The 26,697-nt window shown below is 69.8% G+C and carries 17 protein-coding genes and 1 riboswitch; of the genes, 9 read left to right on the forward strand and 8 right to left on the reverse strand.

Annotation, left to right across the window (positions count from 1 at the left end; translation table 11 throughout):
* Nucleotides 1–8 precede the first annotated feature (8 nt).
* Nucleotides 9–1,259, reverse strand: coding sequence for a multidrug effflux MFS transporter (locus AC1PME_RS15430; RefSeq protein WP_307551801.1), 1,251 nt, complete (start codon nucleotides 1,257–1,259; stop codon nucleotides 9–11).
* A gap of 289 nt (nucleotides 1,260–1,548) precedes the next feature.
* A riboswitch (glycine riboswitch) is annotated at nucleotides 1,549–1,653 on the forward strand.
* 102 nt (nucleotides 1,654–1,755) lie between these two features.
* Between AC1PME_RS15430 and gcvP the strand changes: the two genes are divergently transcribed.
* From gcvP to AC1PME_RS15455, 5 genes are all read left to right on the forward strand, one after another.
* On the forward strand, nucleotides 1,756–4,617 hold the full coding sequence (gcvP, locus tag AC1PME_RS15435; RefSeq protein ID WP_481096352.1) for an aminomethyl-transferring glycine dehydrogenase: 2,862 nt from the start codon (nucleotides 1,756–1,758) through the stop codon (nucleotides 4,615–4,617).
* 467 nt (nucleotides 4,618–5,084) lie between these two features.
* Entirely contained in the window at nucleotides 5,085–6,710 is a 1,626-nt protein-coding gene (locus AC1PME_RS15440; RefSeq protein WP_481096353.1) for an alpha-L-fucosidase, read from the forward strand.
* Between the two features lie 500 nt (nucleotides 6,711–7,210).
* Entirely contained in the window at nucleotides 7,211–9,634 is a 2,424-nt protein-coding gene (locus tag AC1PME_RS15445) for a beta-N-acetylhexosaminidase (protein WP_481096354.1), read from the forward strand.
* Entirely contained in the window at nucleotides 9,631–11,061 is a 1,431-nt protein-coding gene (locus AC1PME_RS15450) for a sodium:solute symporter family protein (RefSeq protein ID WP_481096355.1), read from the forward strand. The genes AC1PME_RS15445 and AC1PME_RS15450 overlap by 4 nt, the downstream gene beginning before the upstream one ends.
* Before the next feature lie 189 nt (nucleotides 11,062–11,250).
* A complete protein-coding gene (locus AC1PME_RS15455; RefSeq protein WP_481096356.1) occupies nucleotides 11,251–13,767 on the forward strand; it encodes a TonB-dependent receptor in 2,517 nt (838 codons plus the stop codon).
* Between the two features lie 100 nt (nucleotides 13,768–13,867).
* On the opposite strand, the gene AC1PME_RS15460 is transcribed toward AC1PME_RS15455, so the two are convergent.
* Both AC1PME_RS15460 and AC1PME_RS15465 read right to left on the reverse strand, forming a co-directional pair.
* A complete protein-coding gene (locus AC1PME_RS15460; RefSeq protein ID WP_481096357.1) occupies nucleotides 13,868–14,947 on the reverse strand; it encodes a D-TA family PLP-dependent enzyme in 1,080 nt (359 codons plus the stop codon).
* A gap of 11 nt (nucleotides 14,948–14,958) precedes the next feature.
* Nucleotides 14,959–15,852, reverse strand: a complete 894-nt coding sequence (locus tag AC1PME_RS15465) for a MurR/RpiR family transcriptional regulator (RefSeq protein WP_307551813.1) — start codon at nucleotides 15,850–15,852, stop codon at nucleotides 14,959–14,961.
* Between the two features lie 210 nt (nucleotides 15,853–16,062).
* Here AC1PME_RS15465 and AC1PME_RS15470 point away from each other — a divergent pair, with 210 nt between their 5' ends.
* From AC1PME_RS15470 to AC1PME_RS15480, 3 genes are all read left to right on the forward strand, one after another.
* The gene (locus tag AC1PME_RS15470) at nucleotides 16,063–16,431 is read left to right on the forward strand and encodes a RidA family protein (protein ID WP_307551815.1); all 369 of its coding nucleotides are present in this window, start codon (nucleotides 16,063–16,065) and stop codon (nucleotides 16,429–16,431) included.
* A 5-nt stretch (nucleotides 16,432–16,436) separates the two neighbouring features.
* Entirely contained in the window at nucleotides 16,437–17,936 is a 1,500-nt protein-coding gene (locus AC1PME_RS15475; protein WP_481096358.1) for a M81 family metallopeptidase, read from the forward strand.
* Between the two features lie 375 nt (nucleotides 17,937–18,311).
* Complete coding sequence (locus tag AC1PME_RS15480; protein WP_481096359.1) at nucleotides 18,312–20,408, forward strand: catalase; 2,097 nt, start codon at nucleotides 18,312–18,314, stop codon at nucleotides 20,406–20,408.
* A gap of 824 nt (nucleotides 20,409–21,232) precedes the next feature.
* Here the strand turns inward: AC1PME_RS15480 and AC1PME_RS15485 are convergent.
* The 5 genes from AC1PME_RS15485 to AC1PME_RS15505 all read right to left on the reverse strand — a co-directional run bounded on the left by AC1PME_RS15485 (nucleotide 21,233) and on the right by AC1PME_RS15505 (nucleotide 25,624).
* Nucleotides 21,233–21,931 carry a glycosyltransferase family 2 protein gene (locus AC1PME_RS15485; protein WP_481096360.1) on the reverse strand — a complete coding sequence of 233 codons (699 nt, stop codon included), beginning with the start codon at nucleotides 21,929–21,931 and terminating at the stop codon, nucleotides 21,233–21,235.
* Complete coding sequence (locus AC1PME_RS15490) at nucleotides 21,928–22,524, reverse strand: class I SAM-dependent DNA methyltransferase (RefSeq protein WP_481096361.1); 597 nt, start codon at nucleotides 22,522–22,524, stop codon at nucleotides 21,928–21,930. Before AC1PME_RS15490 ends, AC1PME_RS15485 begins: the two co-directional genes overlap by 4 nt.
* A complete protein-coding gene (locus AC1PME_RS15495) occupies nucleotides 22,521–23,285 on the reverse strand; it encodes a PIG-L deacetylase family protein (protein ID WP_481096362.1) in 765 nt (254 codons plus the stop codon). Before AC1PME_RS15495 ends, AC1PME_RS15490 begins: the two co-directional genes overlap by 4 nt.
* On the reverse strand, nucleotides 23,273–24,253 hold the full coding sequence (locus AC1PME_RS15500) for an acyl-CoA dehydrogenase (RefSeq protein ID WP_481096363.1): 981 nt from the start codon (nucleotides 24,251–24,253) through the stop codon (nucleotides 23,273–23,275). The genes AC1PME_RS15495 and AC1PME_RS15500 overlap by 13 nt, the downstream gene beginning before the upstream one ends.
* 207 nt (nucleotides 24,254–24,460) lie before the next feature.
* The gene (locus AC1PME_RS15505) at nucleotides 24,461–25,624 is read right to left on the reverse strand and encodes a zinc-dependent alcohol dehydrogenase (RefSeq protein ID WP_481096364.1); all 1,164 of its coding nucleotides are present in this window, start codon (nucleotides 25,622–25,624) and stop codon (nucleotides 24,461–24,463) included.
* A 177-nt stretch (nucleotides 25,625–25,801) separates the two neighbouring features.
* On the opposite strand from AC1PME_RS15505, the gene AC1PME_RS15510 reads away from it, so the two are divergent.
* Nucleotides 25,802–26,152: a nucleotide pyrophosphohydrolase gene (locus tag AC1PME_RS15510; protein ID WP_254458821.1), complete on the forward strand. Its 351-nt coding sequence runs from the start codon at nucleotides 25,802–25,804 to the stop codon at nucleotides 26,150–26,152.
* Nucleotides 26,153–26,697: the final 545 nt, after the last annotated feature.

Consider the following 26,697-nt stretch of genomic DNA (forward strand, 5'->3'; position numbering starts at 1 on the left):
GGCGCGGCTCACAGCGGGTCGGCCGGTTCCAGCCGCGGCACCTGCGCATCCGGCCGCGGCAAGCGCTTGCCGCTGCGCCGTTCCCAGCGCCAGAACCCCCAGCCGAGCAGGAAGAACCCGCCCGAGCCCAGCGCCAGGTGCAGGGCATGGCCGCTGAGCAGCGGCGACAGCACCCCGGCCACCAGCACGGTGACCATCAACTGGGTGAAGGCCTGCAGCGACGAGGCCAGCCCGCGCTGGCGCGGATACATGTCCAGCACCGCCAGCGCCAGGATCGGGAAGATCAGCGCCGTGCCCAGGCCGGCGAAGAAGATCGGCAGCACCGCCCACGGCAACGCGATGGCCGGGGCCAGCGCGGTGTAGGCGATGTTGCCGACCATCGACAGGCCGCAGCAGACGAAGCCGATGCGCACCTGCCGCATCGGCCCGAGCCGCCCGGCCATGCGCCCGGACAGGAACGCGCCCAGGGTCATGCCGCCGATGGTGGGCAGGAACAGCCAGGCGAAGTCGCGCTCGGTCTTGCCCAGCAGGTCGATCATGAACACCGGCGCCGAGGCGATGTACAGGAACACCCCGCCGAAATTGAACGCACCGGCCGCGGCCAGGCGCTGGAAGCGCGGATTGAGCGCGATGCCGACGTAGTCGCGCAGCAGCCTGCGCGGCGCCAGCGGCGTGCGCGCCTGCGGCGGATGCGTCTCCGGCATCCAGCGCAGGGTCGCCACCAGCAGCAGCGAGGAAAAGCCGACCAGGAACCAGAAGATCATCGGCCAGCCGCGGCCGCTGCCGAGGATCCAGCCGCCGATGATCGGCGCGATCGCCGGGGCGATGCCGAACAGCATCGAGACCTGGCTCATCAGCCGCTGCGCATCGTCGCCGTGGAACAGGTCGCGGATCACCGCGCGGCCGACGATCATGCCGACGCCGGCCGAGACGCCCTGCAGCGCGCGGAACGCCAGCAGGGTCGGCAGGTCGCGCGACAGCGCGCAGCCGGCCGAGGCCAGGATGAACACGATCAGCCCGGCGACGATCACCCGCCGCCGCCCCAGCGCGTCGGACAGCGGCCCATGCGCCAGGCCCATCAGCGCATAGGCCAGCAGGTACACGCTCACCGTCTGCTGGATCGCCACCGGATCGGCGTGCAGGCGCTGCGCCAGCTGCGGGAACGCCGGGAAGATGGTGTCGATGGAGAACGGGCCGAACATCGCCAGCCCGGCAAGCAGCAGGGCCATGCGGCGTGTGGACACGGATGGGAGCGTCATGGGGACATCGTCCTGAAAAACCGGCCGCGGCGGCCGCAGGACGGACGCACACGCGACGAGGCCGTCCGGCATGGACAGGCGCGAAAGGAAGGGAGTGCGGCCATGATACGCGCTGCAGCCGCCTGGGCACATCCGCCGCAGCTGCCCATTCAGCCTGGCGTCGGTGCCGGGGCTCCGCCGTGCGCGCCCCCGGCCACGCTATAATCGCCATGCAGCAAGGTGGGAGAAGCGGGGCGACCCGCTGCCGAAGGCGCAAACGCCCGTAATCGCTCAGGCCCGATACCACCCGCACCAAGACTCTGGAGAGACCGGTCAAACCCGGCGCCGAAGGGGCACGAAGCGCGGCGTCAGCCGCCGCTTCCAAACTCTCAGGCAAAAGGACAGAGGGGCATTGGGAGGACATGCGCTTCCCGTCGATCGTGCCCGCCGCCGCGGTCCGACGACGGCATTGCGCATGTCCCCGCCTCCTCGTGCCTTCCTCAGCCGGACGACTGCCATGTCTCACACCTCTTCGCTGCGCGACCTCGAACACCACTCGGCCTTCATCGAGCGCCACATCGGCCCGAACGACGCCGAGATCGCGCACATGCTGCGCACCGTCGGCCACGACTCGCTGGAGGCGATGACCGACGCCATCGTGCCCGGCAACATCAAGTCGCCGGCCGCGCTGGCGCTGCCCGACGCCATCACCGAGGAGGAGGCGCTGGCCAAGATCCGTGCCATCGCCGACAGGAACACCGTGTTCCGCAGCTTCATCGGCCAGGGTTACTACGGCACCCACACGCCCAAGGTGATCCTGCGCAACATCCTCGAGAACCCAGCCTGGTACACCGCCTATACGCCATACCAGGCGGAGATCTCGCAGGGCCGCATGGAGGCGCTGATCAACTTCCAGACCATGTGCGCCGACCTCACCGGCATGGAGATCGCCAACGCCTCGCTGCTGGACGAAGCCACTGCCGCGGCCGAGGCGATGACCCTGGCCAAGCGCTCGGCCAAGTCCAAGTCCGACACGTTCTTCGTGCACGACGCGGTGCACCCGCAGACCCTGGAACTGCTGCGCACCCGCGCCGAGCCGCTGGGCATCGTGCTGCGCGTGGGCACGCCGGAAGAAGCGCTGCAGGCCGAGTGCTTCGGCGTGCTGCTGCAGTATCCGGACAGCTTCGGCCACATCGGCGATCACAAGGCGCTGGCCGACGCGGTACATGCGCAAGGCGGCCTGGTCGCGGTGGCCACCGACCTGCTCGCGCTGACCCTGATCGCCGCGCCCGGCGAATGGGGCGCGGACATCGTGGTCGGCAACTCGCAGCGCTTCGGCGTGCCGTTCGGCTTCGGCGGCCCGCACGCCGCGTTCATGGCCTGCCGCGACGCCTACAAGCGCTCGATGCCGGGCCGCCTGATCGGCGTGTCGATCGACGCTGCCGGCAACCCCGCCTACCGCCTCACCCTGCAGACCCGCGAGCAGCACATCCGCCGCGAGAAGGCCACCTCCAACATCTGCACCGCGCAGGTGCTGCTGGCGGTGATGGCCTCGATGTACGCGGTGTACCACGGCCCCGAGGGCCTGGTCCGCATCGCCCGCCGCACCCACCGCCTGGCCGCGATCCTGGCCGCGGCGCTGCGCGGCGCCGGCGTCGCCGTCGGCGAACGCTTCTTCGACACCCTGCACGTCACCGGCGTGGACGCCGCGGCCATCCACGCCAAGGCGCGTGCGGCCGGCATCAACCTGCGCGCGATCGACAGCACCGCGCTGGGCATCAGCCTGGACGAAACCGCCACCCGCGCCGACGTGGTCGCGCTGGCGCAGCTGTTCGGCGCCCAGGCCGACATCGACGCGCTCGACGCCGCCACCGCCGACGCGCTGCCGCCGCAGCTGCTGCGGCACAGCGCGTTCCTGCAGCACCCGGTGTTCAACACCCACCACAGCGAGCACGAGCTGCTGCGCTACATGCGCGCGCTGGCCGACAAGGACCTGGCGATGGATCGCACCATGATCCCGCTGGGCAGCTGCACCATGAAGCTCAACGCCACCGCCGAGATGATCCCGGTGACCTGGCCGCAGTTCGGCGCGATCCATCCGCTGGCCCCGGCCGAGCAGAGCGTGGGCTACAAGCAGCTGATCGACGAACTGGAAGCGATGCTGGTGGAGTGCACCGGCTACGACGCGGTCAGCCTGCAGCCCAACTCCGGCGCGCAGGGCGAGTACGCCGGCCTGCTGGCGATCCGCGCCTACCACCGCGCCCGCGGCGAAGGCCACCGCGACATCTGCCTGATCCCCGAATCGGCGCACGGCACCAATCCGGCCTCGGCGCAGATGTGCGGCATGACCGTGGTGGTGACCAAGTGCGACAGCAACGGCAACGTCGACGTCGCCGACATCCGCGCCAAGGCCGAGAAGTATTCCGAGCGCCTGGCCGCGCTGATGATCACCTACCCGTCCACCCACGGCGTGTTCGAGGAAGACGTGGTGGCGATCTGCGAGGCGGTGCATGCGCACGGCGGCCAGGTCTACACCGACGGCGCCAACATGAACGCCCTGGTCGGCCTGGCCAAGCCCGGCAAGTGGGGCTCGGACGTGTCGCACCTGAACCTGCACAAGACCTTCTGCATCCCGCATGGCGGCGGCGGCCCCGGCGTCGGCCCGTGCGCGGTGAAGGCGCACCTGGCGCCGTACCTGCCCAAGACCCTGGGCGGCGACGGCGAGGTCGGCATGGTCAGCGCCGCCAGCTTCGGCAGCGCCTCGATCCTGCCGATCAGCTGGATGTACATCACCATGATGGGCAACCGCGGGCTGCGCAAGGCCACCCAGGTCGCGCTGCTCAACGCCAACTACATCGCCAAGCGCCTGGCGCCGTACTACAAGACCCTGTACACCGGCCGCAACGGCCTGGTCGCGCACGAGTGCATCCTCGACGTGCGCCCGCTGGAGAAGAGCAGCGGCATCGGCGCCGAGGACATCGCCAAGCGCCTGATCGACTTCGGCTTCCACGCGCCGACGCTGAGCTTCCCGGTCGCCGGCACGCTGATGGTGGAGCCGACCGAGAGCGAATCGCAGCACGAGCTGGACCGCTTCATCGACGCGATGATCCAGATCCGCGAGGAGATCGCCGCGATCGAGGACGGCCGCCTGGACCGCGAGGACAACCCGCTCAAGCACGCCCCGCACACCGCCGCGCAAGTCACCGCCAGCGAGTGGACCCACGCCTATCCGCGCGAGCTGGCCGCGTTCCCGCTGCCGACCCTGAAGCAGCAGAAGTACTGGCCGCCGGTGGCGCGCGTGGACAACGTCTACGGCGACAAGAACGTGATGTGCGCGTGCATCCCGGTGGACGCGTACAAGGAAGCGACCGAAGCCTGACCGGAACCGCGGCTCGCCCTTTCGAAAACCCCGCTTCGGCGGGGTTTTTCGTTGATGGGAGGTCACGCTCCCACGCCTGCGAGAAATGTAAAAAAAGCAAAATCCATCCTGCAAGCGCTGCCCGCCCCCTCTCCAAGCAGGGCATACAACCGCTAGAAGCCCAGCCCGGCAAACGACTGAACGCCCCATCCGGAATGTAAACTTTTAAAAAAAAGTTGACAGCCGCCGCGCGCCCGCGACAGACTCGGATGCACCGGGCATGGAGGAGGCCCGGCACCCGGATGGAGGCGACCCTGGCAGGGTCCAGCAGGACGGCGCATGCCGGCCGGCACGGGGCGCCGTGGCCGCTGCGTTGGCCGCAAGGGAGCGCGGATCGACACATCGCAGCGGCACCCACCGCGGCAAGTCCGCGACATGCGGCGGCGCTCCCGCAAGGGCGCGTCGCCCGGCCCGCCAGGAGAACGCACGTGTCCATCCGTCTCGTTGCATGCCTTGCCCTCGCCGCCCTACTGGCGGCACCCGCCGCCGCTGGCGAGCCGCCTGGCAACAAACCCGAACGCCTGGAGTGGTTTCGCGACCAGGGGCTGGGCCTGTTCATCCACTGGAGCGTGGACGCCCAGCTCGGGCTGATCATCTCGCACTCGCTGGCCGGCTCGAGCAAGGAGTACCAGGACCGGTTCTACCGGGAACTGCCCGCGACCTTCGACCCGACCCACTTCGAACCCGACGCCCTCGCCCGCCTGGCCAGGCTGACAGGCTTCCGCTACATGGTGTTCACCACCAAGCACCACAACGGATTCGCGATGTGGGACACCCCCACCACCGACTTCTCGATCATGCACACGCCGTATGCGCAGGACACGACGCGGCAGCTGTTCGATGCCTTCCGCAAGCAGGGAGTGCCGCCGGGCATCTACTTCTCGCCCGACGATTTCCACTGGCTCTATCAGAACGGGAAGGACATCAACCGGCGCGTGGATGCGGTGCAGCCGAGCAACAACCCCGGGCTGCTGCAACTGGACCGGGCGCAGATGACCGAACTGATGACGCAGTACGGGCCGATCGCCACGGTGTTCTTCGATGGCGAATCCAAGGCGCTCAAGGACATCGTCTGGAACGCGCAGCCGGACAGCATCGTCACCCGCGGCGCGATCGAGACGCCGGAGCAGAACGTTCCCGGCGCCGCACTGCCGGGGGCCTGGGAATCGTGCATGACGATGGGCACGGCCTGGGGCTGGCAGCCGAGCGACGAACGCTACAAATCGCCAGGCGAGTTGATCCGCCTGCTGGTACAGACCCGGGCGCGCGGCGGCAACCTGCTGCTGAACATCGCCCCGCGCGCGGACGGCGCGCTGCCGATCGAACAGGAGCAGAACCTGCGCACGCTGGGCGCATGGCTCTTCATCAACGGCGATGCCATCTACGGCGTTCGGCCGTGGACGGTGACCAACGAAGGCGACCTCTGGTACACGCGCTCGAAGGACCGGCACGCCCTCTATGTGATCGTCGACGACGGGAAGGAGGGCGCGCAGCCCTGGCGTCGCGGAACGTGGCGGGAATTCGTGCTGAAGACCGTGCGCGCGACGGCCAAGACCACGGTCAGCGTGCTGGGCCAGAGCGACAGGCTGGTGGAGTATCGGCCGGAGCTGCAGCCGCGCAGCACGTACCGGCAGGCGGCCGACGGCCTGCACATCCGCGTGATGCGCGCGCAGCGGCTGCGCGACAGCGACACCTGGGAATACCCGTCGGTGATCAAGCTCACCGAGGTGGAAGAGGCATTCGTGCCACCGGTGGTGACGACGCTTGCGCCCATCGTGCATGCCGACGGCACCACGACGCTGCGCGGCGCATGGCGCGATGCGCAGGCGGCGCACGGCGCGCAGTTCGGATTCGACTATCGCGACATCACCGGCGAGGACACCGAGAGCCGCCAGGAGGGCTGGCACGCGCTCGACCTGATACCGGCCGATGCCCCCGGAACCTACAGCGCGCGCTTCTCGCCACAGAAGGGCCACGCATACGAGTTCCGCGCGCTGCTGAAGCATCCGCTGCTGAGCCTCTACGGGGACGTGGTCGCCATCCCCGCCCGGTAGCGACAGCACGCCGCGCCCGGCACGTTTCGACCATCGCCGCGACGCCACCCGCGCGGCCCCGGCACAGCCAAGGCAACGCGCCGGCGCGGCCTCTCGCAAGCGCAGAAAAGAGAATAATTGAAAGTAACGGAACCGCTACCACCCCTGCTGCAAACGTCAAAATTTCGGCGTTTTTCCAGTGGTTCCGGCCATCCCGAGAGGAAAGCACCACTTTCATGTAAATTTTTAAAATAACTATTGACAGCTTCACGCGGCTCTTACAGACTCGGGTTGCCGGCTGTGGGAGACACCGGCAAAGAACGCAATGGACACGCCCGGAACGGGCGCAGCGGGACGGCGCAAGCCGGCCAGCAGGGGGAGTTGTTGCCGGTCGCACGGCATCAGCAACGGGGACGAGGGAGTGAGACATCGCACCAGGACGCATCGCGGCGGATTCGCGATGCGCGGCGGCGCCTTCCGGAGGAAGCGCCGCTGCGCCGATCAACCCAAGGGGGTTCACGATGACTGGCAAGGGCTTGTGTGTTCCGACCGCTGCACCGCCGCGCCACCACCCGGCCGTGCGGATGCTGCGCGCCCTGCGCAATGCCGCGCTGTGGCTGGCCGCCGCGCTGCCGCTGGCGGCGCAGGCCGCCGCGCCCGCCGTGCTGCCCGCGCCCGCGCAGTCGACACCCCTGCCCGGCAGCCTCCGGATCCACGACGCGACCGCGCTGCAGGTCGACCCCACCGATCCGGCGGCCGCACGGGTCGCCGGCTTTCTGCGGGGACTGCTGCAGCGCACGCAGCGCCCGCCGCTGCCGCAACGCGCCGGCGCGGACACCAGCGCCGCGGCGCAGATCCGCCTGCGCCTGGATCCCGCCTGCACGGTCGCGCAGCCGGAAGGCTATTGCCTGCGCATCGACCCGCAGGGCGCGACGCTGAGCGCGCGCAGCGAAACCGGCCTGTTCTATGCCGCCGTGTCGTTGTGGCAGTTGCTGAGCGCCAACCCGCCCGCGGCCGATGGCAGCATCACCCTGGCCAGCCTCGAGCTGCGCGACTGGCCACGCCTGCGCTGGCGCGGCGTGATGCTCGACTCGGCCCGCCACATCCAGGACGTGGCCACGATCGAACGCCTGCTCGACCAGATGGCGCTGCACAAGCTCAATGTGCTGCACTGGCACCTGACCGACGACCAGGGCTGGCGCCTGCAGATCCTGCGCTATCCCGCGCTCACCGACATCGGCGCCTGGCGCGTCCCACCCGGCGACGCCGGCACCGGTCGCCGCTACGGCGGTTTCTACACCCAGCAACAGGTGCGCCACGTGGTGGCGTATGCGCAGGCCCGCCACATCCAGGTGGTGCCGGAACTGGACATGCCCGGGCACGCCCAGGCCGCCGCCGCGGCGTACCCGCAACACGTGGGCGGCGGCGAGGCGCCCGGCGTGGCCAACACCTGGGGCATCCACGACTATCTCTACGGGGTCGACGACGCCGACCTGGACTTCGTCCGCAACATCCTCGACGAGGTGATGGCGCTGTTCCCCAGCCGCTACGTGCATGTCGGCGGCGACGAGGCGCTGAAGTATCGCTGGGAGCGCTCGGCGTCGGTGCAGGCGCGCATGCGCCAGCTCGGCATCACCAACGAGGACCAGTTGCAATCCTGGTTCATCGACCAGGTCGGGCAGTATCTGCACGCGCACGGCAAGCGCCTGATCGGCTGGGACGAGATCCTGCAGGGCGCACTGCCCAAGGACGCCACGGTCATGTCCTGGCATGGCGTCGACGGCGCGCTCCAGGCCGCGCGCATGGGCCACGACGCCGTGCTGGCGCCCTCGCCGGACCTGTACTTCGACAACCTGCAGAGCAATCTCGCGGACGAGCCGGCCGGCCGCCTGAAGATCCAGCCGCTGGCCAAGGTGTATGCGTTCGATCCGCTGCCCGCCACGCTGGATGCGCAGACCGCCGCCCACATCCTCGGCGCCCAGGCGCAGCTGTGGAGCGAGTACCTGGTAGAGCCCTGGCAGCTCGAGCACGCGCTGTATCCGCGCATCGATGCGCTGTCCGAAGTGCTGTGGTCGCCCGCCTCCACGCGCGACTGGCCGGATTTCCTGCAACGCCTGGTCGTGCAGTTGCGGCGTTACCGCCTGCTGGGGATCGAGGCCGCGGACAGCGCCTTCGCGGTCGCCGCCCCCGTCCCGGAGACCGCGCGCGTCCATGCCGGCCTGCCGGCAACCCTGCAGCTGGGCAACCAGGCCGATTTCGGCCAGGTGCGCTACACGCTCGACGGCAGTGCGCCCGGCCCGGCCTCGCCGCGCGCGACCGGACCGCTGCGGCTCGCCTGGGGCAGTGAGGTCCGCGCGGCCGCCTTCGCCGACGATGGCACACCGCTGTCGGCGCCGCGCACGTTCCGGCTGGACCGCGACTGGCTGTACACCCGCGCCAGCAACCGCCTGCTGCCCTGTCGCGACGATGGCCTGCGCCTGCGCCTGCCGCTGCTGCCCGACCTGGGCGCGCCCGGCACGCCGGTCTACGACGTGGACCTGTTCGATGCGTGCTGGATCTATCCCGGCGCCGCGCTGCGCGACCCTGCCCGCCTGCATGTGGAACTGGCGCGACTGGCGCGCAATTTCGGACTGACCAAGCCGCAGCTGGCGCGGCGCACCGCCCACCCGCCCGGCACCTCGGGCAATCGCCTGCTGGTGCGCGCACGCGCCCACGCCTGCGACGGCCCGCTGCTGGCCAGCCTGCCGCTGCCGAAGGGGAGCGCGCCCGGCGTGCGCTTCTCCCTGGATGCGCCGCTGCCGGCCACTGCGGCGGAGACGGACGTGTGCCTGATCGTCGCCGCGCCGCTGGATGGCCCGCTCTATGGCATCGACCGGGTCCGTATCGAACCGGCCGCCCGCCCTTCCCCGCGCGCCGGGGCCGACCACGCCGGAGCCGCCGAATGAACCACAGCCTGTTCCTCGCCACGTTCCTCGCCTACCTGCTGGTGACCCTGGCGTTCGGCGTCTGGATCTCGCGCCATCATCGCGGCAGCGGCGAAGACTTCCTGCTGGGCGGGCGCCGGATGTCTCCGCTGCTGACCATCGGCTCGACGGTCGGCACCATGGTCGGCACCGGCTCGAGCATGGGCGCGGTGGGCTACGCCTACGCCAACGGCTGGGCTGGCGCGCTGTACGGCATCGGCGGCGCACTCGGCATCCTGGCGCTGGCGCAGTGGTTCGCGCCGGCGCGCGCGCAGCGCTTCGCCACGATGAGCCAGGAACTGGCGCACTACGTCGACGACCATCCACTGGTGGCGCGCCTGGTCGCAGTGCTGACCTATGTCGCCTGCGTGGGCTGGCTCGGCGCGCAGATCCTTGGCGGCGGCGTCTACCTGGCCTGGATGGCCGGCATCGACCTGACCCTGGCCAAGCTGCTGGTGGCGTTCGGCTTCGGCGCCTACTGCGTGATCGGCGGCTACGTCGCCGTGGCCTGGACCGATACCTTGCAGGCGCTGATCGTGTTCTGCGGTTTCGTCCTGATGGCGATCTACGTCCTGGCCCGGATCGGCGGGATGGACGCGCTCGGTGCCGGGCTGGACCCGGCCGCGGCCAGCCTGCTGGGCTGGCGGCGGATCGGCGCACTGCCGGCGCTGTCGCTGGTCTGCGTGATCGCGGTCGGAGTGCTGGCATCGCCGGCGTTCCGCCAGCGCATCTATGCGGCGCGCTCGGTCTCCGCAGTGCGGCATTCGTTCCTGCTCACCGGCGGGCTGTACCTGGTGTTCTCGGCGATCCCGGCCATGGTCGGCGTGGCGGCGCGGCAACTGGTGCCCGGCCTGACCGATCCCGGCTTCGCCTTCCCGTCGCTGGCCACCGACGTCCTGCCGCTGGCGCTGGGACTGACGCTGCTGGTGGCCGGGCTGTCGGCGACCATGTCCAGCGCCAGTTCCGATGCCATCGCCGGCGTGGCGGTGCTCACCCGCGACCTGTACGCGATGGTGCGCGGGCGGCCGCTCGCGCAGGAGCGGACGGTGGCCGCCTCGCGCGTCGGGCTGGTCGCCACGATCGCGCTCGCGCTGCTGCTGGCGCTGCTGTCCAACGACATCATCGGCTACATCGGCACGATGATCGCCACGGTCATGAGCGGCTTGTGCGTGTGCGCCGTGCTCGGCCGCTTCTGGCGCCGCTTCACCTGGCAGGGCGCGGTCGCGTGCCTGCTGGGCGGCTCGCTGGCCTCGATCGCGATCGGCCTGCATCCGGCCTGGAACGCGTTCTGGGGCAACCCCTGCATCCCCGGCCTGGCCGTCGCCAGCGCCGCCGGCATCGGCGCCAGCCTGATCGGCCCCGCGCGCCGCCGACCGGCACCGCCACAGGTCCACCCCACCCCCGACTGACGCCGACCGCCTGCCCACCCCGCATGCCGCTGCAGGGCCCGCCCTGCAGCGCACCCCGCCTCGGCCCCGCGGCCGAAGCCCCTCCACCCTCCGTCGTCCTTCCTGGAAGCCGCTATGCCACCTCGTATCGCTCCGCTTGCCCTGGCCACTGCGCTGGCCCTTTCCCACCAAAGTGGCCACGCCCAGACGGTGACCCCTTCAGCCGGCGCCTCGCCCGATGCCACCCCCGCGGCGCCGCAAACGCTGGACACCATCCAGGTCAGCGGCTATCGCGGCAGCCTCATGAAGGCGATCGACAACAAGCGCAGCGCCGATGCTATCGTCGATTCGATCAATGCCGAAGACATCGGCAAGTTCCCCGACGCCAACGTCGCCGAATCGCTGTCGCACGTGCCCGGGGTGACCGTCGACTATGCCTACGGCGAAGGCGAGAAGGTCTCGATCCAGGGCACCGACCCGGCACTGAACCGCACGCTGCTCAATGGACAGACCGTCGCCTCCACCGACTGGGGTGGCGCGAGCTATTCGCAGACGCGCACGTTCAACTACTCGACGCTGGCGCCGGAACTGCTGGCCGCCGCCGAGGTGTACAAGACGCCGGAGGCGCGCATCGTCGAAGGCAGCGTCGGCGGCACGGTGATCCTGCACACGCGCAAGCCGCTGGACATGGACGCCAACACCGTCACCGGCTCGGCCGGGGTCGGCTACAACGACCGCTCCGACCGCTTCCGGCCCAACGGTTCGGCGCTGTACTCCTGGAAGAACGAGGCCGGGACCTTCGGCGTGCTCGCCTCCTACATGCATCGCGACGAGTGGATCCAGCGCGAAGGCATCGACGTCTACGGCTACCCCAAGGTGGCAGGCGCCGGCTTCCCCGCCAACCTGGCCGCCAATGCCGGCAACGCCGTCTACCCCAACTCGGTGAGCACCGGCCTGATCAAGCAGCACCGCAAGCGCGACACCGGCAGCGTGGACCTGCAGTTCAAGCCCAGCGACCAGCTGGAATTCAACGTGAACGCGCTCTACGTGGATGCCGACTACACCTACTTCAACAACAGCCGCTACTCCTATGCCGCCGCCAGCCCCGGCGCGGCCACCGCGCTGGGCATCGAAGACGGCGTGGCCACCAGCGGCAGCTTCGGCAACAGCGCCGTCACCGAGCACGACGCCACCAACAAGATGACCCGCGTCAAGACCAGCGCGGTCACCGGGCAGATGGACTTCCACGGCGACGCGTGGACCATGAGCGCCGTGGTCGGCACCACCAAGTCCACTGGCGGCGTGCAGAAGCAGTACTTCATGGAACTGCCCGAGTACAACGGCTACCGCTACGCCATCGATGGCGACAAGGTCAGCCTGGACTACGCGACACCGAGCGTGCCGTCGGCGATCAAGGTCGGCAACGGCAGCTACCTCGGCGGGATCGGCAGGACCCCGCTGAGCGACCAGGAGAAGTACCTGCAACTGGACTTTACCCGCAATCTCCAGCTCGGGCCGTTCTACCAGCTGCTGTGGGGCGCCAAGCGCGAGGACCACCGCAACACGCAGACGGTGTGGTCGCAGAACCTGCGCGCCACCGGCACCGTCTCGCTGGCGGACGTCGCCTCCGGCATGACCGACGGCGACTACCTGTCCGGAATCAGCGCCAGCCCGGACATGCGCAACTGGACGCTGATCGACCGCCAGGCGATGATCGCCCGCCTGGACCAGGCCGCCGCCGGCGGCGCCTACAAGCAGAACTACGCGTCCTCCTACGCGATCCACGAGATCAACACGTCCGCCTACCTGCAGGGCAATTTCTCCGGCGAACGCTATCGCGGCAACATCGGCGTGCGCTACGCGCGCACCACCGACGACATGGCGGGCTATACCGTTCTCACCAGCGGCTCGGCGACACCGGTCGCGGTCAGCCAGGGCTATGGCAAATGGCTGCCGAGCGCCAACTTCGTCTACGACCTGCGCGAGGACCTGCTGCTGCGCCTGGCCGCCGCCAAGACCATCGCCCGGCCCCGCTACCAGGACCTGGCCCCCAGCGTCTCGCAGAACGACACCGTGCTGTCGGCCAGCGGCGGCAACCCGAACCTGAAGCCGTACCAGTCCAACAACTTCAACGCCTCGCTGGAGTGGTACTACGCCGACGATGCGCTGCTGTCGGTGGACATGTTCTACAAGGACATCGCGTCCTACGTGGTGACCCGCACCTCCAGCGAAGTGCTCTACAACACCACCAGCGGCGGCTACAACACCTATACCACCACCCGTCCGTACAACGCCGCCGATGCCACCGTGAAGGGCCTGTCCGTGGCCTGGCAGGGCACGTTCGGCTACGGCTTCGGCATGATGGCCAACTACACCTTCTCCGACGCCAAGGCCTCGGTGGACTACAACCTGCCCTACAACTCGCGCAATGCGATCAACGTGACCCCGTACTGGGAGCAGGGCCCGTGGAGCGTGCGCGTGACCGGCAGCTGGCGCTCGAAGTACTTCACCGGCATCGGCCGCGTCGGCGCGAAACTGATGACCGACGCCTACACCAACCTGGGCGTGTCCGTGTCCTACCAGTTGACCCCGGCGCTGCAACTGGACTTCAACGCCAGCAACTTGCTCGACGAGCAGTACTACAACTACAACGGCTCCCCCAGCGAACCGATGCTCATCTACAAGAGTGGCCGCGTCTACGACGCCAACCTGCGCTTCAAGTTCTGACGAGGTCCCACGGAGACCTCCGCGCATGCCGACGCCACCGCCGGCATGCGCGGCCCGCAGGGCCGCAGCAGCCGCTGCCGCCCCGTTCGGCGCCGGGCCTCTAGTCGACCCGCCCGCGCGCGGCCACCGCCACGCTGCTGAGCCAGCGCCCGCCGCTGATCAACTGCACCTCGTCGAACAGGTTGGACACCGGGCAGGCGTGGTTGGGATAGATGCGCAAGGTGTCGCCGAGCACCGGCCGGCGCGCGCAGGCGCTGAAATCCAGGATGCCGTGCTCCTCGCTCAGGGCGGCGATGCGGGCATCGGGATAGCCATCGACGCAGCCGTAGCCGTCCATCCCCAGCAGGTCGCTGGTCAAGGCCTTGGAACCGGCATCGACGATCACCCGTTCCGGCACCGGGATGCTGACCACGGTGGTCAGCACGCTCAGCGCGCAATCCTCCAGCGTGCCGACACCACGGGCCACCTGGTAGCGGTCGAGATAGATGTAGGTGCCCGGGCGATACTCGCTGAGCACGCCGCCGCAATGCGCCGACCACACGTCCGGGGTGCCGCCGCTGGAAACGTCCGGCGGCGGCAGTCCCGCCTGCTCGAGCAGATCGACGGCCTCGCGCAACCACTGCGCCGCGTGCGCGCCGGCATCCGCCCCCGCCGCCGGATAGGTCATCAGCCCCGCGAACGTCAGCCCCGGCTGCGCCGCAATGTGCCGCGCCAAGGCCAGCGCCGCGGCCGGATCCTGCACACCGCAGCGCTTGCCGCCGGTGTCGCACTCCACCATCACCGGCAATGGCGCCGGCGCGCCGGCGAAGATCGCGGCGTAGCCATCGACCACCGGCACGCTGTCGGCCACCGTCTTCAGCCGCACCCGCGCGGCCAGGCGCCGCAGCCGCTGCAGCTTGGCCGCGCCCAGCACGTTGTAGCTCAACAGGATGTCGGTGATGCCGGCATCGGCCATCACCTCGGCCTCGCCGAGCTTCTGACAGGTGATGCCGACCGCGCCGAGCTGCAACTGCCATTGCGCGAACAGCGGCAGCTTGTGGGTCTTGATGTGCGGGCGCAGCTTCAAGCCATGCCGGTCCGCGTAGTCCTGCGCCCGCGCCAGGTTGGCGCGGACGCGGTCGACGTCGATCAGCACGCAGGGGGTCTCGAGGCGATCGAGGGTCTCTTCGGAGCGGTTCATGCGATCCTGTTTCAGTCGCCGATGGGCAATCGGGGGTCGTTGATCTTGAGCGTGTTGACGGTCTGCTTGATGCGCCGCAGGCCTTCGAACACGCGCGGCCCGCAGGCCTCGGCGGTCGCGGTGGCCAGCATGTCGACCAGCGCCAGCAGCGCGTAGCGCGTCGGCGATGGCTTGTACAGATCCGGATCGAGCGGTCCTTCGAAGGTCAGCGCCATTTCGGCGTGTTCGGCCAGCGGCGAACCGGGCGCGGTGACCGCCAGGGTGAAGGCGCCGTAGTGGCGCGCGATCGCCAGGGCCTCGTTGACCGAGCGCGCATGGCCGGAGATGGAGAACGCCACCGCCACGGTCTGCGCATCGGCCATCGCCGCGTTCATGCTCTGCAGTTCGCCATCGCTCTGCGCGGTGACCGCCAGCCCCAGCCGGAACAGCCGGTTCTGCAGCTCGACCGCGGCCATCGACGACGAACCGCCGGAACCGAACACCAGGATCGAACGCGCCGCGGCGAGCCTGGCGGCGGCCTGCTCCAGCAACGCGCCGTCGACCCGCTCGGCCACCATCTCGATCGCCGCCACCGCGGCAGCGGCGACCCTGCCGGCGATCTCCCCGGCGTCGCCGGGCGCGGCCGGCGCCGCTTGCGCCTGGCTGTCCAGGTAGACGCCGCCGATCGCCTCGGCCTGCGCCAGGCGAAACTTGAACTCGCGGACGCCGGCGCATCCCAGGTTGCGGCAAAACCGGGTCACGCTGGGCAGACTGACGTCGGCGCGCGCCGCCAGGTCGACGATCGAGGCCATCGACACGAACCGCATGTCCGCCAGACAGAGCTCGGCCAGGCGCCGCTCGGCCCGGCTTCCGGAGGTCGCCACATGGCGCAATTGCACGATGATGTCCGACAGGGGTTCCGCCACGATCCGATCCTTCTGTGAAGCCAGGGCGAGCAGCATATGCGAGCGCCACGCGGCAGCGCGCCGCCGGGACACGGCGCCCCTCTGAATTTTAATTTTTTACAAGATACGAATCAATAATTTCGGGCTTTCAGCGTAGACAATTTCCATATTTTACTTTTTTGCAAAAGACGTTGTAGGATGCGCCGTCGCCCTCTCCCCACAGCGTCCGCCATGTCTATCGCCCACTACGGTCAATCCCACGTTCCACTCACCCCGGCGGTACGCGCCGGCGACTTCGTGTTCGCCTCCGGCCAGGTGCCGGTGGATGCCGCCGGGCACCTGGTGCAAGGCGACGTGCAGGTGCAGACCCGGCAGGTGCTGGAGAATCTCGCGGCGGTGCTGGCCACCGCCGGTTGCGGCCTGCAGCAGGTGGTCAAGACCCTGGTGGTGCTGACCGACGCCGCCGACTTCGCCGCGTTCAACGCCGCCTACCGCGAGTACTTCCCGCAGCTGCCGCCGGCCCGCACCACGCTGGCGGCGCAACTGATGATCGATGCGAAGGTCGAGATCGAGGCGATCGCCTACGCTCCGCAGGAGTGAGCACCATGCGCATCTTCACCGCGATGCTGGCGACCGAGACCAACACGTTCTCGCCGGTGCCCACCGACATGGCCAGCTTCCGCGCCGGCCTGTACGCCGGGCCGGGCCAGCACCCGCCGACCCCGACCCTGTGTTCGGCCCCCATCACCGTGTTGCGGCAGCGCGCGCGCGCGGAGGGCTTCGAGCTGATCGAAGGCACCGCCGCATGGGCCGAACCCGGCGGCATGGTGCAACGCGCCACCTACGAACACCTGCGCGACGAGATCCTCGAGCAACTGCGGCAGGCACTGCCGGTACAGGCCGTGGTGCTCGGGCTGCATGGCGCGATGGTGGCGCAGGGCTATGACGATTGCGAAGGCGATCTGCTGCAACGGGTCCGGGCGCTGGTCGGCGCCGACACCATCGTGGCCGCCGAACTCGACCCGCACAGCCACCTGACGCCGCTGCGCGTGCGCAGCGCCGATCTGCTGGCCGCCTTCCTCGAATTTCCCCATACCGACTTCGTCGAACGCGCCGAGCATCTGGTCGAGCTGACCCTGCAGGCCGTGGCCGGCAGCATCCGTCCGCGCCAGGCCGTGTTCGACTGCCGGATGATCGACGTGTTCCCCACCAGCATCGAGCCGATGCGCGGCTTCGTGGACCGGCTCAAGCGCTTGCAGGGCCACGACCGGATCCTGTCGATCTCGGTGATCCACGGCTTCATGGCCGGCGACGTCCCCGACATGGGAACCCAGGTGCTGGTCGTGACCGACGATGCGCAGGCGCAGGGGCTGGCACTGGCGCGGACGCTGGGCGAGGAACTGTTCGCGCTGCGCGGGCGCACCATGGTGCGCCAGTACGGCATCGACCAAGGCCTCGACCTGGCGTTGCAGGCCGTCGCCGCGGGATCCGGCCGTCCGGTGGTGGTCGCCGATGTCTGGGACAACCCGGGCGGCGGCGTGGCCGGCGACGGCACCTTGATCCTGCACCGCATGCTCGAACGCGGCATCGACGACCTGGCGCTGGCGCCGTTGTGGGATCCGATCGCCGTGTCGTTCTGCCACGCCGCCGGCGTCGGCGCGCAGTTGACGCTGCGCTTCGGCGGCAAGTGCGGCGCCACCGCCGGCGCCCCCATCGATGCGGACGTGCAGGTCATCGCGCTGTCCCAGGATGCCTGGCAGAGCTTCGGCGACAGCCGCGTGCCGCTCGGCAGCTCGGCCACCGTGCGCCTGTGCGGCAGCCGGATCGACGTGGTGCTGACCTCGCATCGCGCCCAGACCTATTCGCCGGACGTCTTCTCCAACCAGGGCGTGGACGTCGCCGGCAAGTCGCTGCTGCTGGTCAAGTCGACCAATCACTTCCATGCGGCGTTCGCCCCCATCGCCGCCAAGGTGATCTACATCGACGCCGGCGCCCCGTATCCCTCCGATCCGCGCCGCACCGACTATCGCAAGCTGACGCGTCCGATCTGGCCGCGCGCGGAAGATCCGCACCACCTGGACGCGACCGCCATCGCGGCGCCCTGAGAGCAACCTCCGCCGGGCGCGACCGGTGGAGCGCGCCACGGCGCCGGCCGCGCAGTGGCGATGGCATGCGGCGCCCGCCGTGCCGCGTTTCGCACCGTGCCAGCCCCTTCCCGCCGTTGTCCGTGTGCGTCAATCGGCACGCCTGCGTGTCCACATCATTGCACCGGCATGCGTCGCGCAATAGCGATTCACGCCGTGTTCCCGGCCACCATGCGCCGGCAACCTGCGTGTCTGCCGTCGGTAGACAATTGGTCGCGTTGCACGGCTCGTTAACGCCGCGCCGCCCAGGATCGGGACTTCCGTCGCTGACGGTGCCGACGCGCACTGCGATGGCACCGCGACGTCTCTTCCGCCACCGCATCGGAGCGATCTTCCATGGCCAGCAGCAAGCGCAAGCCCAGCGATTCCGTTTCCACCACCGCCACCGCCGACCAGCGCGGCCACGGCGACGAACTGCACCAGCAGGCCGGCGGCACGCATCCGCCACTGACCACCAACCAGGGCATCCCGGTCGCCGACAACCAGAACTCGCTGCGCGCCACGCCGCGCGGGCCGACCCTGCTGGAAGACTTCATCCTGCGCGAGAAGATCACCCACTTCGACCACGAGCGCATCCCCGAACGCATCGTGCACGCGCGCGGCAGCGCCGCGCACGGCTACTTCGAGTTGACCACCTCGCTGGCCAAGTACACCACCGCCAAGCTGCTCACCGAGGTCGGGGTGAAGACCCCGGTGTTCACCCGATTCTCCACCGTCGCCGGCGGCGCCGGCTCGGTGGACACGCCGCGCGACGTGCGCGGCTTCGCGGTCAAGTTCTACACCAAGGAAGGCAACTGGGACCTGGTCGGCAACAACATCCCGGTGTTCTTCATCCAGGACGCGTTGAAGTTCCCCGACCTGATCCACGCGGTGAAGATGGAACCGGACCGCGGCTTCCCGCAGGCGGCCAGCGCACACGACACGTTCTGGGATTTCGTGTCGCTGATGCCCGAGTCGCTGCACATGATCATGTGGGCGATGAGCGACCGCACCATCCCGCGATCGCTGCGCATGATGGAAGGCTTCGGCATCCACAGCTTCCGCCTGCTCGACGCGGAAGGGCGCAGCACCTTCGTCAAGTTCCACTGGCGCCCCAAGCTCGGCCTGCAATCCACGATCTGGGACGAGGCGGTGAAGCTGGCCGGCGCCGATCCGGACTTCCACCGCCGCGACCTGTTCGAGGCGATCCAGCGCGGCGACTTCCCGGAATGGGAACTGGGCGTGCAACTGTTCACCGAGGAGCAGGCCGACGCCTTCCCGTTCGACCACCTGGATTCCACCAAGCTGATCCCCGAAGAGCTGGTGCCGCTGCAGATCGTCGGGCGCATGGTGCTGGACCGCTGGCCGGACAACTTCTTCGCCGAGACCGAGCAGGTGGCGTTCTGCCCGGCCAACATCGTGCCCGGCATCGACTTCTCCAACGACCCGCTGCTGCAGGGCCGCCTGTTCTCGTACCTGGACACCCAGCTCAGCCGCCTCGGCGGGCCCAACTTCCACCAGTTGCCGATCAACGCGCCCAAGTGCCCGTTCGCCAACATGCAGCGCGACGGGCACATGCAGATGGGCGTGCCCAAGGGCCGCGTCGCCTACGAACCCAGCTCGCTGCAGGCCGACAGCCCGCGCGAGACCGCGCGCGGCTTCGTCAGCCACCGCACCCAGCCCGACGACGGCGCCAAGGGCCGCGTGCGGGCCGAGAGCTTCGCCGACCACTACAGCCAGGCGCGGCTGTTCTACCGCAGCCAGACGCCTCCGGAGCAGGCGCACGTGGCCTCGGCGCTGGTGTTCGAATTGTCCAAGGTCGACACCGCGCACGTGCGCGAGGCCGTGGTCGGGCACCTGCGCCACGTCGACCCCAAGCTGGCGCAGCGCGTCGCCGATGGCCTGGGCCTGGACACGCTGCCGCCGGCCCCGCCGGCCGCCGTCGCGCCGCAGGACCTGCCGCTGTCGCCGGCGCTGCAGTTGATCGGGCGGATGAAGCCCACCCTGCAGGGGCGTGCGATCGGCATCCTGATCGACGATGGCTCGGACGCAAAACTGGTGCGCGACCTGCGCAAGGCCGCCACCGATGCCGGTGCGGCGGTCAAGATCGTCGCGCCGAAGCTGGGCGGCGCCACTCTCAGCGACGGCAAGCGCCTGGCCGCCGACGGCCAGCTGGCCGGCACGCCGTCGTTCGTGTTCGACGCGGTGGCGGTGGTGCTGTCGGCCGAGGCCGGCAAGCGGCTGAGCAAGGAGTCGGCGGCCATCGACTTCGTCAGCAACGCCTTCGCCCACCTCAAGGCGATCGCCGCCGACGCCGGCGCGCAGCCACTGCTGAAGGCCGGCAACGTGCAGAAGGATGCCGGAGTGGTCGACGCCGGCGACAGCAAGGGCTTCATTGCCGCCGCCAAGACCCGCCAGTGGAACCGCGAACCGAAGCTGCGCCTGCTCGCCTGAGGGGCGCTGCGCCCCGCCCCACGCCCGTACTCCGCGGGCGTGGCCGCGCCGCGACATCCTGCCCCGGCGATGCTGCCGGGCAGCGTCGCGGCGCATCCCGGGCCGCACTGCCATGCTGGCCGACCCCTCGAGAATCGAACGCTGCCATGGCATCAGGGCGGTGCGGGGATGCCCCCCGCCCCGGCACCGGCGCGCCCTCGTTGGCCCGGCTCGCCCCACGCGCGCGGCCACCGATCGAGGCGGGCCATCGGCCCCTCGGCAGGCTGCCGACAACGGCCTGGTCAATTTTTCGCCACCCCTCTTGACACTGTTGTGTCACGGGCCGGCGTCGGGGTTATCCACACCTTTATGCAGAAGTCATCCACACCCCCTGTGGACAACGGCGCACGGCGGTCCTCACCTCGGCCAGACAGCCAAGTAATTGATTCAGAACAAAAAGGAATGTCACGCACTTGACAAGAAGCAGGGAAGCGGCTTCTGCGCGGCCGCCCGGCGCGCACGGCGGCAAAAACTTATCCCGAACCCGAGCGTGGCCCGTCCAGCGTCATCCCAGGTGAAGCGGGCGTGAATTTTGACGGGTACGCGACGGACGGTACGCCGGTTTCCCGGCAGCGTTGTCGCACCGGCCGGCATCCCCGGCCCGGGAGAACATGGCCACCGCGTCGATGGTGCGCCGCAACACTTCCGCAAGGTCCGGCCCCCCCGCTCCCCCGCGCGCGGGGCCGCCGCACCGCCCGCCTGAAGCGGCGCCGCAGCGGTAGGCGCATTACGCACCGGTGCCCCACCGCCTATCCCGTCGCCTGTGCGGTCAGGCGCGTGGGGGCTCACACCAGGACGTCGCCGTCGGCCGCCGGCAGCAACGAGTCGGCCAGGCGGCGCTCCATCTGCTTGAGGTAGTCGCTGAAGCCCCCCCGGGCCCGCGCCACGCGCCGCGCGCTGGTGATCACCACCGGCTGCGCACGCCGCGCGATCCGCGCCTGCGCGCGCACCATCGCCTCCACCAGCGCCACGTCCTCGTGCGCGGCCAGCGGCAGGAAGCCGCCGCAGCGCAGGTACAGCTCGGCGCTAAAGCCCAGATTGGCGCCGTGCACGTGCGGGTGGTCGTCGCGACGGCATTCGCCGGCCAGATAGGCCTCGCGCAAGGGCGTGCCGTAGTCGTCCCAGTCGGTGACCGTGACGATGCCGCAAAACGCATCGCTGGCGCATTCCAGCTGCGCCGACAGCCAGTTCGCCGGCACCACGGAATCGGCATCGGTGCAGGCCAGCCAGCGCGCGCCGGCGGCCAGCGCCGCCTGTGCCGCGGCCGCGCGCGCGCTGCCCACATTGCCGCTCTGCAGCGCGATGGCGTGCGCGCCATGGGCGGCGACGATCTCGGCGGTACCGTCGCGGCAGCGGTCCAGGGCGACGAAGACCTGCACCGCCTCGCCATGCAGACCGACGCATTGCGCGGCCACCGCCACCGAACGCAGGCAGGCGCCGATCAGCACCTCCTCGTCGTGCGCCGGAATCAGTACGGCGATCACCGCAGCCGCTCCGCCGCGGCCACCGAATACGGCGTGGCGCTCCAGGCTTCGAGCAGCACGTCGTCGTCCTCGTAGCGGAACAGGCGCGGCAATTCCAGGGCCTGCGCCAGACAGGCCTGCACGGCGCGTCCGTCCATGCAGGCCTGTGCGAACGGGTGCAGCCAGTGGCAGGCGACCAGCACGCCCTGCTCGCTCAGCGAGGCGCGCAGGCGCCGGGCGCAGTCCTGCAACTGCGGCAACGGCAGGTAGTAGCCGACTTCGCTGAACACGATCAGATCGAAACGGCCCGCCGGCCAACTACGCGGGTGCTCGGCCTGCCGCACCTGCACCTGCGGCAGGCCGGCCGTGCGCTGGGTCGCCAGGGCCACCGCGCGCTCGGACAGGTCGGTGGCCAGCAGCGCATCGCAGCGCGGCGCCAGCGCCGCGGTCAGTTCGCCGTTGGAGCAGCCGAGTTCCCAGGCCCGAGCGAAGCGTGCGCGCGGCAGGCTGGCCAGCAACAACGCACGCTTGCGCGCCTCGTACCAGCGCTCGCGATAGCCGAACGGGTCGTCGTCGCGGTAGATCGCACCGAAATAGGCCTGCAGCGCATTCATGCGACGACCACCTCGAAGCGGCGAGCGAAACGTTGCAGGACCTGCGGCGGCAGGATCGGCGCCGGCACCGGCGGCAGTGCGGTGCCCAGTTGCGAGGCGAAGCACTGCAGCGCCTGTTGCTTGGCGCGCCAGTCGGCGTCGCCGAGACCGTAGCGGACCGCACCGTGCAGGGCCGGCGGCGCGTCGGGCTGCAGCCAGTGCCAGGCCCAGACCGGGAACTCGGCCATGCGCGATGCGCTGGCGGCCACCGCACCGCGCACCGCCCCGGCGCAAGCCTCGTGATCGGGATGGCCGTCGTGGCGCCAGGTGGTCAGCACCAGGTCGCCTGGCTGCAACCGTTCCTGCAGACGCTCGGCCAGCACCGACGCATGCCGGCCGACCTGGCCGTCGGGCAGGCCCAGATGCTGGATCGTGGCGGGATCCACGCCCAGGCAGCGCGCCGCGGCGGCCAGCTCGGCGCGGCGCACGGTGCGCAGGCGCTGTGGCGTCCAGTGCGGGTCGTGCGGATAGCAGGCTTCGCCGTCGGTGACCGCGATCAGGCGTACCGGCAGGCCCAAGCGGCGCGCGCAGGCGACCACGCCACCGCAGCCCAGCGCCTCGTCGTCCGGATGCGGCGACACCACCACCAACCGTGCTGCGCCGGCGATCAGATCCTCGACCGGGCGCTGCGGCAGGGACGCCAACCATGGCGAGCGCCGCCATGCCGACTCCGGCGTGCCGTCGCCATGGATCTGCGGCCGCGCCGCGCTCACAGCCGCCATTGCCGCACCTGCTCGCCCAGCGCCTGGCCGAGTGCGGCCCAGTCGTGCTCGGCATGGCTCTGCCGCACGAACACCGCCAGATCGGCGCAACGCATCGCGTGTTCGCGGTCGCTGCACAGCGGCGCCGGCCCGAGCGCGCGGCCGACGCGATCGAGCACGTCGGTGGCCGCGCGCTCCACGAACGAACGCAGCCGGATCACCGCGTGCCGATGCGCCTGTTCGGGCGCGGCGTCGATGGCCGCGGCCAGTTCGCGCAGCAGAGCGCGCGCCGCGCCGAGCTGCTGATCGATCACGCCCAGGTGCATCGCCGCGTGCGCATCGCGCTGCAGCTTGGGATGCGCGCGCAGGCGCTCGGCCACTGCGCACGCGGCGCCGTACCAGCAGGCCGCGATGCCGGCGCCGCCATGCCAGAACCCGGGGCGTTGCAGGTATTGGTCCGGCGCGCCGACTGCAATCGCCGGCACCGCCTCGAACGTCACCGGCCCGCTGACCACGCGGGCCATGCCGACCGCCGCCCAGGCCTGCGTATCGATGGCGATGCCGGGATCTCGCAGATGCACCTGAACCAGCTGCGGGCGTTCGGCCGCATGCGCGGTGAGCAGGGCGTGGTCGACGAAGCCGGCACCGGAGCACCACGCCTTGCGGCCAGAGACCTCGCCACGCTGCGCAGCGCCACGATAGGCCAGGCGCGCATCCGGCGCCTCCGCGGCCCACACCGCGAACAATTGCCCCGGCGGCGGCGCCGCCGCGCCGAGTTCGGCCAGGATCGCCTGTGCGTCGTAATGCGCCTCCAGCACCTTGGCCAGGCACACGTCGGTCGCGGCGATCTCGGCCAGGATCCGCCAGCGATCCAGGGTGTCGCCGCCCCCCGGGAACGGCAGCTGCGGATAGCGCACGAGCGCCTGCAGCGCGGCGCCGCGCAGGTCGTCGGCATCGCCGAGGGCAGTGGGGGAAAGCAATGCGGCCAATCGAATCCTCTCTGCAAGGCGTAAGGCAGCACGGACACTGGCCGTGCTGTGGAACGTGGAAGGCGTTGCGAGGAATGGGGCCATCACAGCAGCACGCGCGTGCACCGTGTGTGCATGCCGCCTTGGCGCGCCTCCTCTAAGCATTCATGCATCCGGCCTGTTGTGCGCCACGCCCCAGTGCACAGGAGCGGTGGCGTGACGCACCGGTTACGGCGTCAGGATCACCTTGCGGCAGTCCTGCTCCTTCTTGTCGAAGATCGCGTAGCCCTGCGCCGCCTCGGCCAAGCTCAGGCGATGGGTGATGATCTCGTTCGGGCGCAGCCGGCCCTCGCCGATGTGCTCCAGCAGTTCCGGCATGAAGCGCTGCACGTGGGTCTGGCCCATCTTGAAGCTGAGCCCCTTGTCGAAGGCGTCGCCGAACAGGAAGCCGTGGATGAAGCCGGCATACACGCCGGGCACGCTGACGGTACCGCCGCGGCGGGTGGCGGCGATGCACTGGCGCAGCGCGGTGCCGCTGCTGCCTTCCAGCTTCAGCGTGGCCATCACCGTCTCCACCGTGCTGCCCTTGGCCTCGAAGCCCACCGCGTCGATGCTGGCGTCCACGCCGCGGCCGTCGGTCTGGCCGACGATGACGTCGGCCGGATCCTCGATCTCCTCGAAGTTCAACGGAATCACCCCGTAGGTGCGCTGGGCGAAGTCCAGCCGGTACGGATAGCGATCGACCATGAAGATGCGCTCGGCGCCGAGCATGCGGCAGCAGGCCGCGGTCATCAGCCCGACCGGGCCGGCACCGAAGATCGCCACCGTACTGCCCTGGTGTACGCCTGCATTGACCGCGGCCTGGTAGCCGGTGGGCAGGATGTCGGAGAGGAACAGCACCTGCTCGTCGTGCAGCACGTCCGGCACCACCAGCGGGCCGACATTGGCCTTGGGCACGCGCACGTACTCGGCCTGGCCGCCGGCCACGCCGCCGTACAGATGGCTGTAGCCGAACAGCGCCGCCGGCGGGCGGATGCCCTTCTGGTTCAGCGCCGCGCCCTTGCCGGTGTTGGTGGTCTCGCAGGCGGCGTATTCGGTCAGCCGACAATGGAAGCATTCGCCGCAGGCGATCACGAACGGGATCACCACGCGGTCGCCCTTCTTCACCCGCTGCACGTCCGGGCCGACCTCCTCCACCACGCCCATGAACTCGTGCCCGAGCACGTCGCCATTGTGCAGCTCGGGGATCTTGCCGCGGTACAGATGCAGGTCCGAGCCGCAGATCGCGGTGGCGGTGACGCGCAGAATGATGTCGTCCGCCTCGACCAGCACCGGATCGGGAACGGTTTCCACGCGCACGTCCCGGGTGCCGTGGTAGGTCAGAGCTTGCATGGGCGTTGTCCTCGTCTACGAATGCGTACGGGCAGTGTTGCGATGCGCGGCGTACAGCGGCGGTGACCATGCCGTGAGTCTGATGTCGCGACTGCGCTGCGTACCTTGCAGGCAGCGCCTTGCGTGCACCTGCGGCCGCTGCATTACCATGCGTCGTCCCCACTGCGAGCCGATGCCATGCCCGACAGCCTCCACGAGCTGCAGACCGCCCAGCGCGCCTTCGCCGAGGCGCGCGACTGGGGCCAGTTCCACAGCCCGCGCAACCTCGCCGCGGCGCTGTCGGTGGAAGCGGCGGAACTGCTGGAACATTTCCAGTGGCTGGACGATGCGCAGAGCCGGCAACTGTCCGCGGACAAGACGCAGCAGGTCGGCAGCGAGATCGCCGACGTGCTGCTGTATCTGGTGCAGTTGTGCGACAAGCTGGGCATCGATCCGATCGAGGCCGCGCAGCGCAAGATGCAGGTCAATGCCGCCAAGTACCCGGTGGAGCGCGCCAAGGGCCGCATCACCAAGTACACCGAACTGTAGGCGCGCGGCCGCGCGCGGCGGCGGCTGATGCGCGGCGACGACAGGCCAGCGCCCATCACCTGGGTCCGCGACAACGCGCCGGATGCGGGTTGCGCTGTGGGCGCGGCTGCAGCCGCGACGGGCTTACGGGGAACGTCGCGGTCGCGGCTGAAGCCGCTCCTACAGGATGCGTCTCCTAGGGATTAGAGGTGTCCTGAAGCCGCTCCCACACGGCACGTCCCTGCGCGATGAGAGGTGCCCGGCATGCGCCACGGCGCGGCATATGGCGGCTAGGCGCGGGTGCGCGGACTGCCCTTGCGCGCGGACGTCGTCTTGCTGGCGCGCTTGCTGCTCGCGCGCGTGGCGCTCTTCTTCGCTGGCGTCTTCCTGGCCGTCGCTCGCTTGGATGCCGTCTTCTTCGACGCGGCCTTCTTCGACGCAGCCTTCTTCGATGCGACCTTCTTCGATGCGACCTTCTTCGACGCCGTCCTGTTCGTCGCCGTCTTCTTTGCCGAAACGGTCTTGCTTGCGGCCTTGTTGGCCGTCGTCTTCCGGGCCGACGCGGT

It is taken from the genome of Xanthomonas sp. NCPPB 901 (assembly GCF_056725085.1).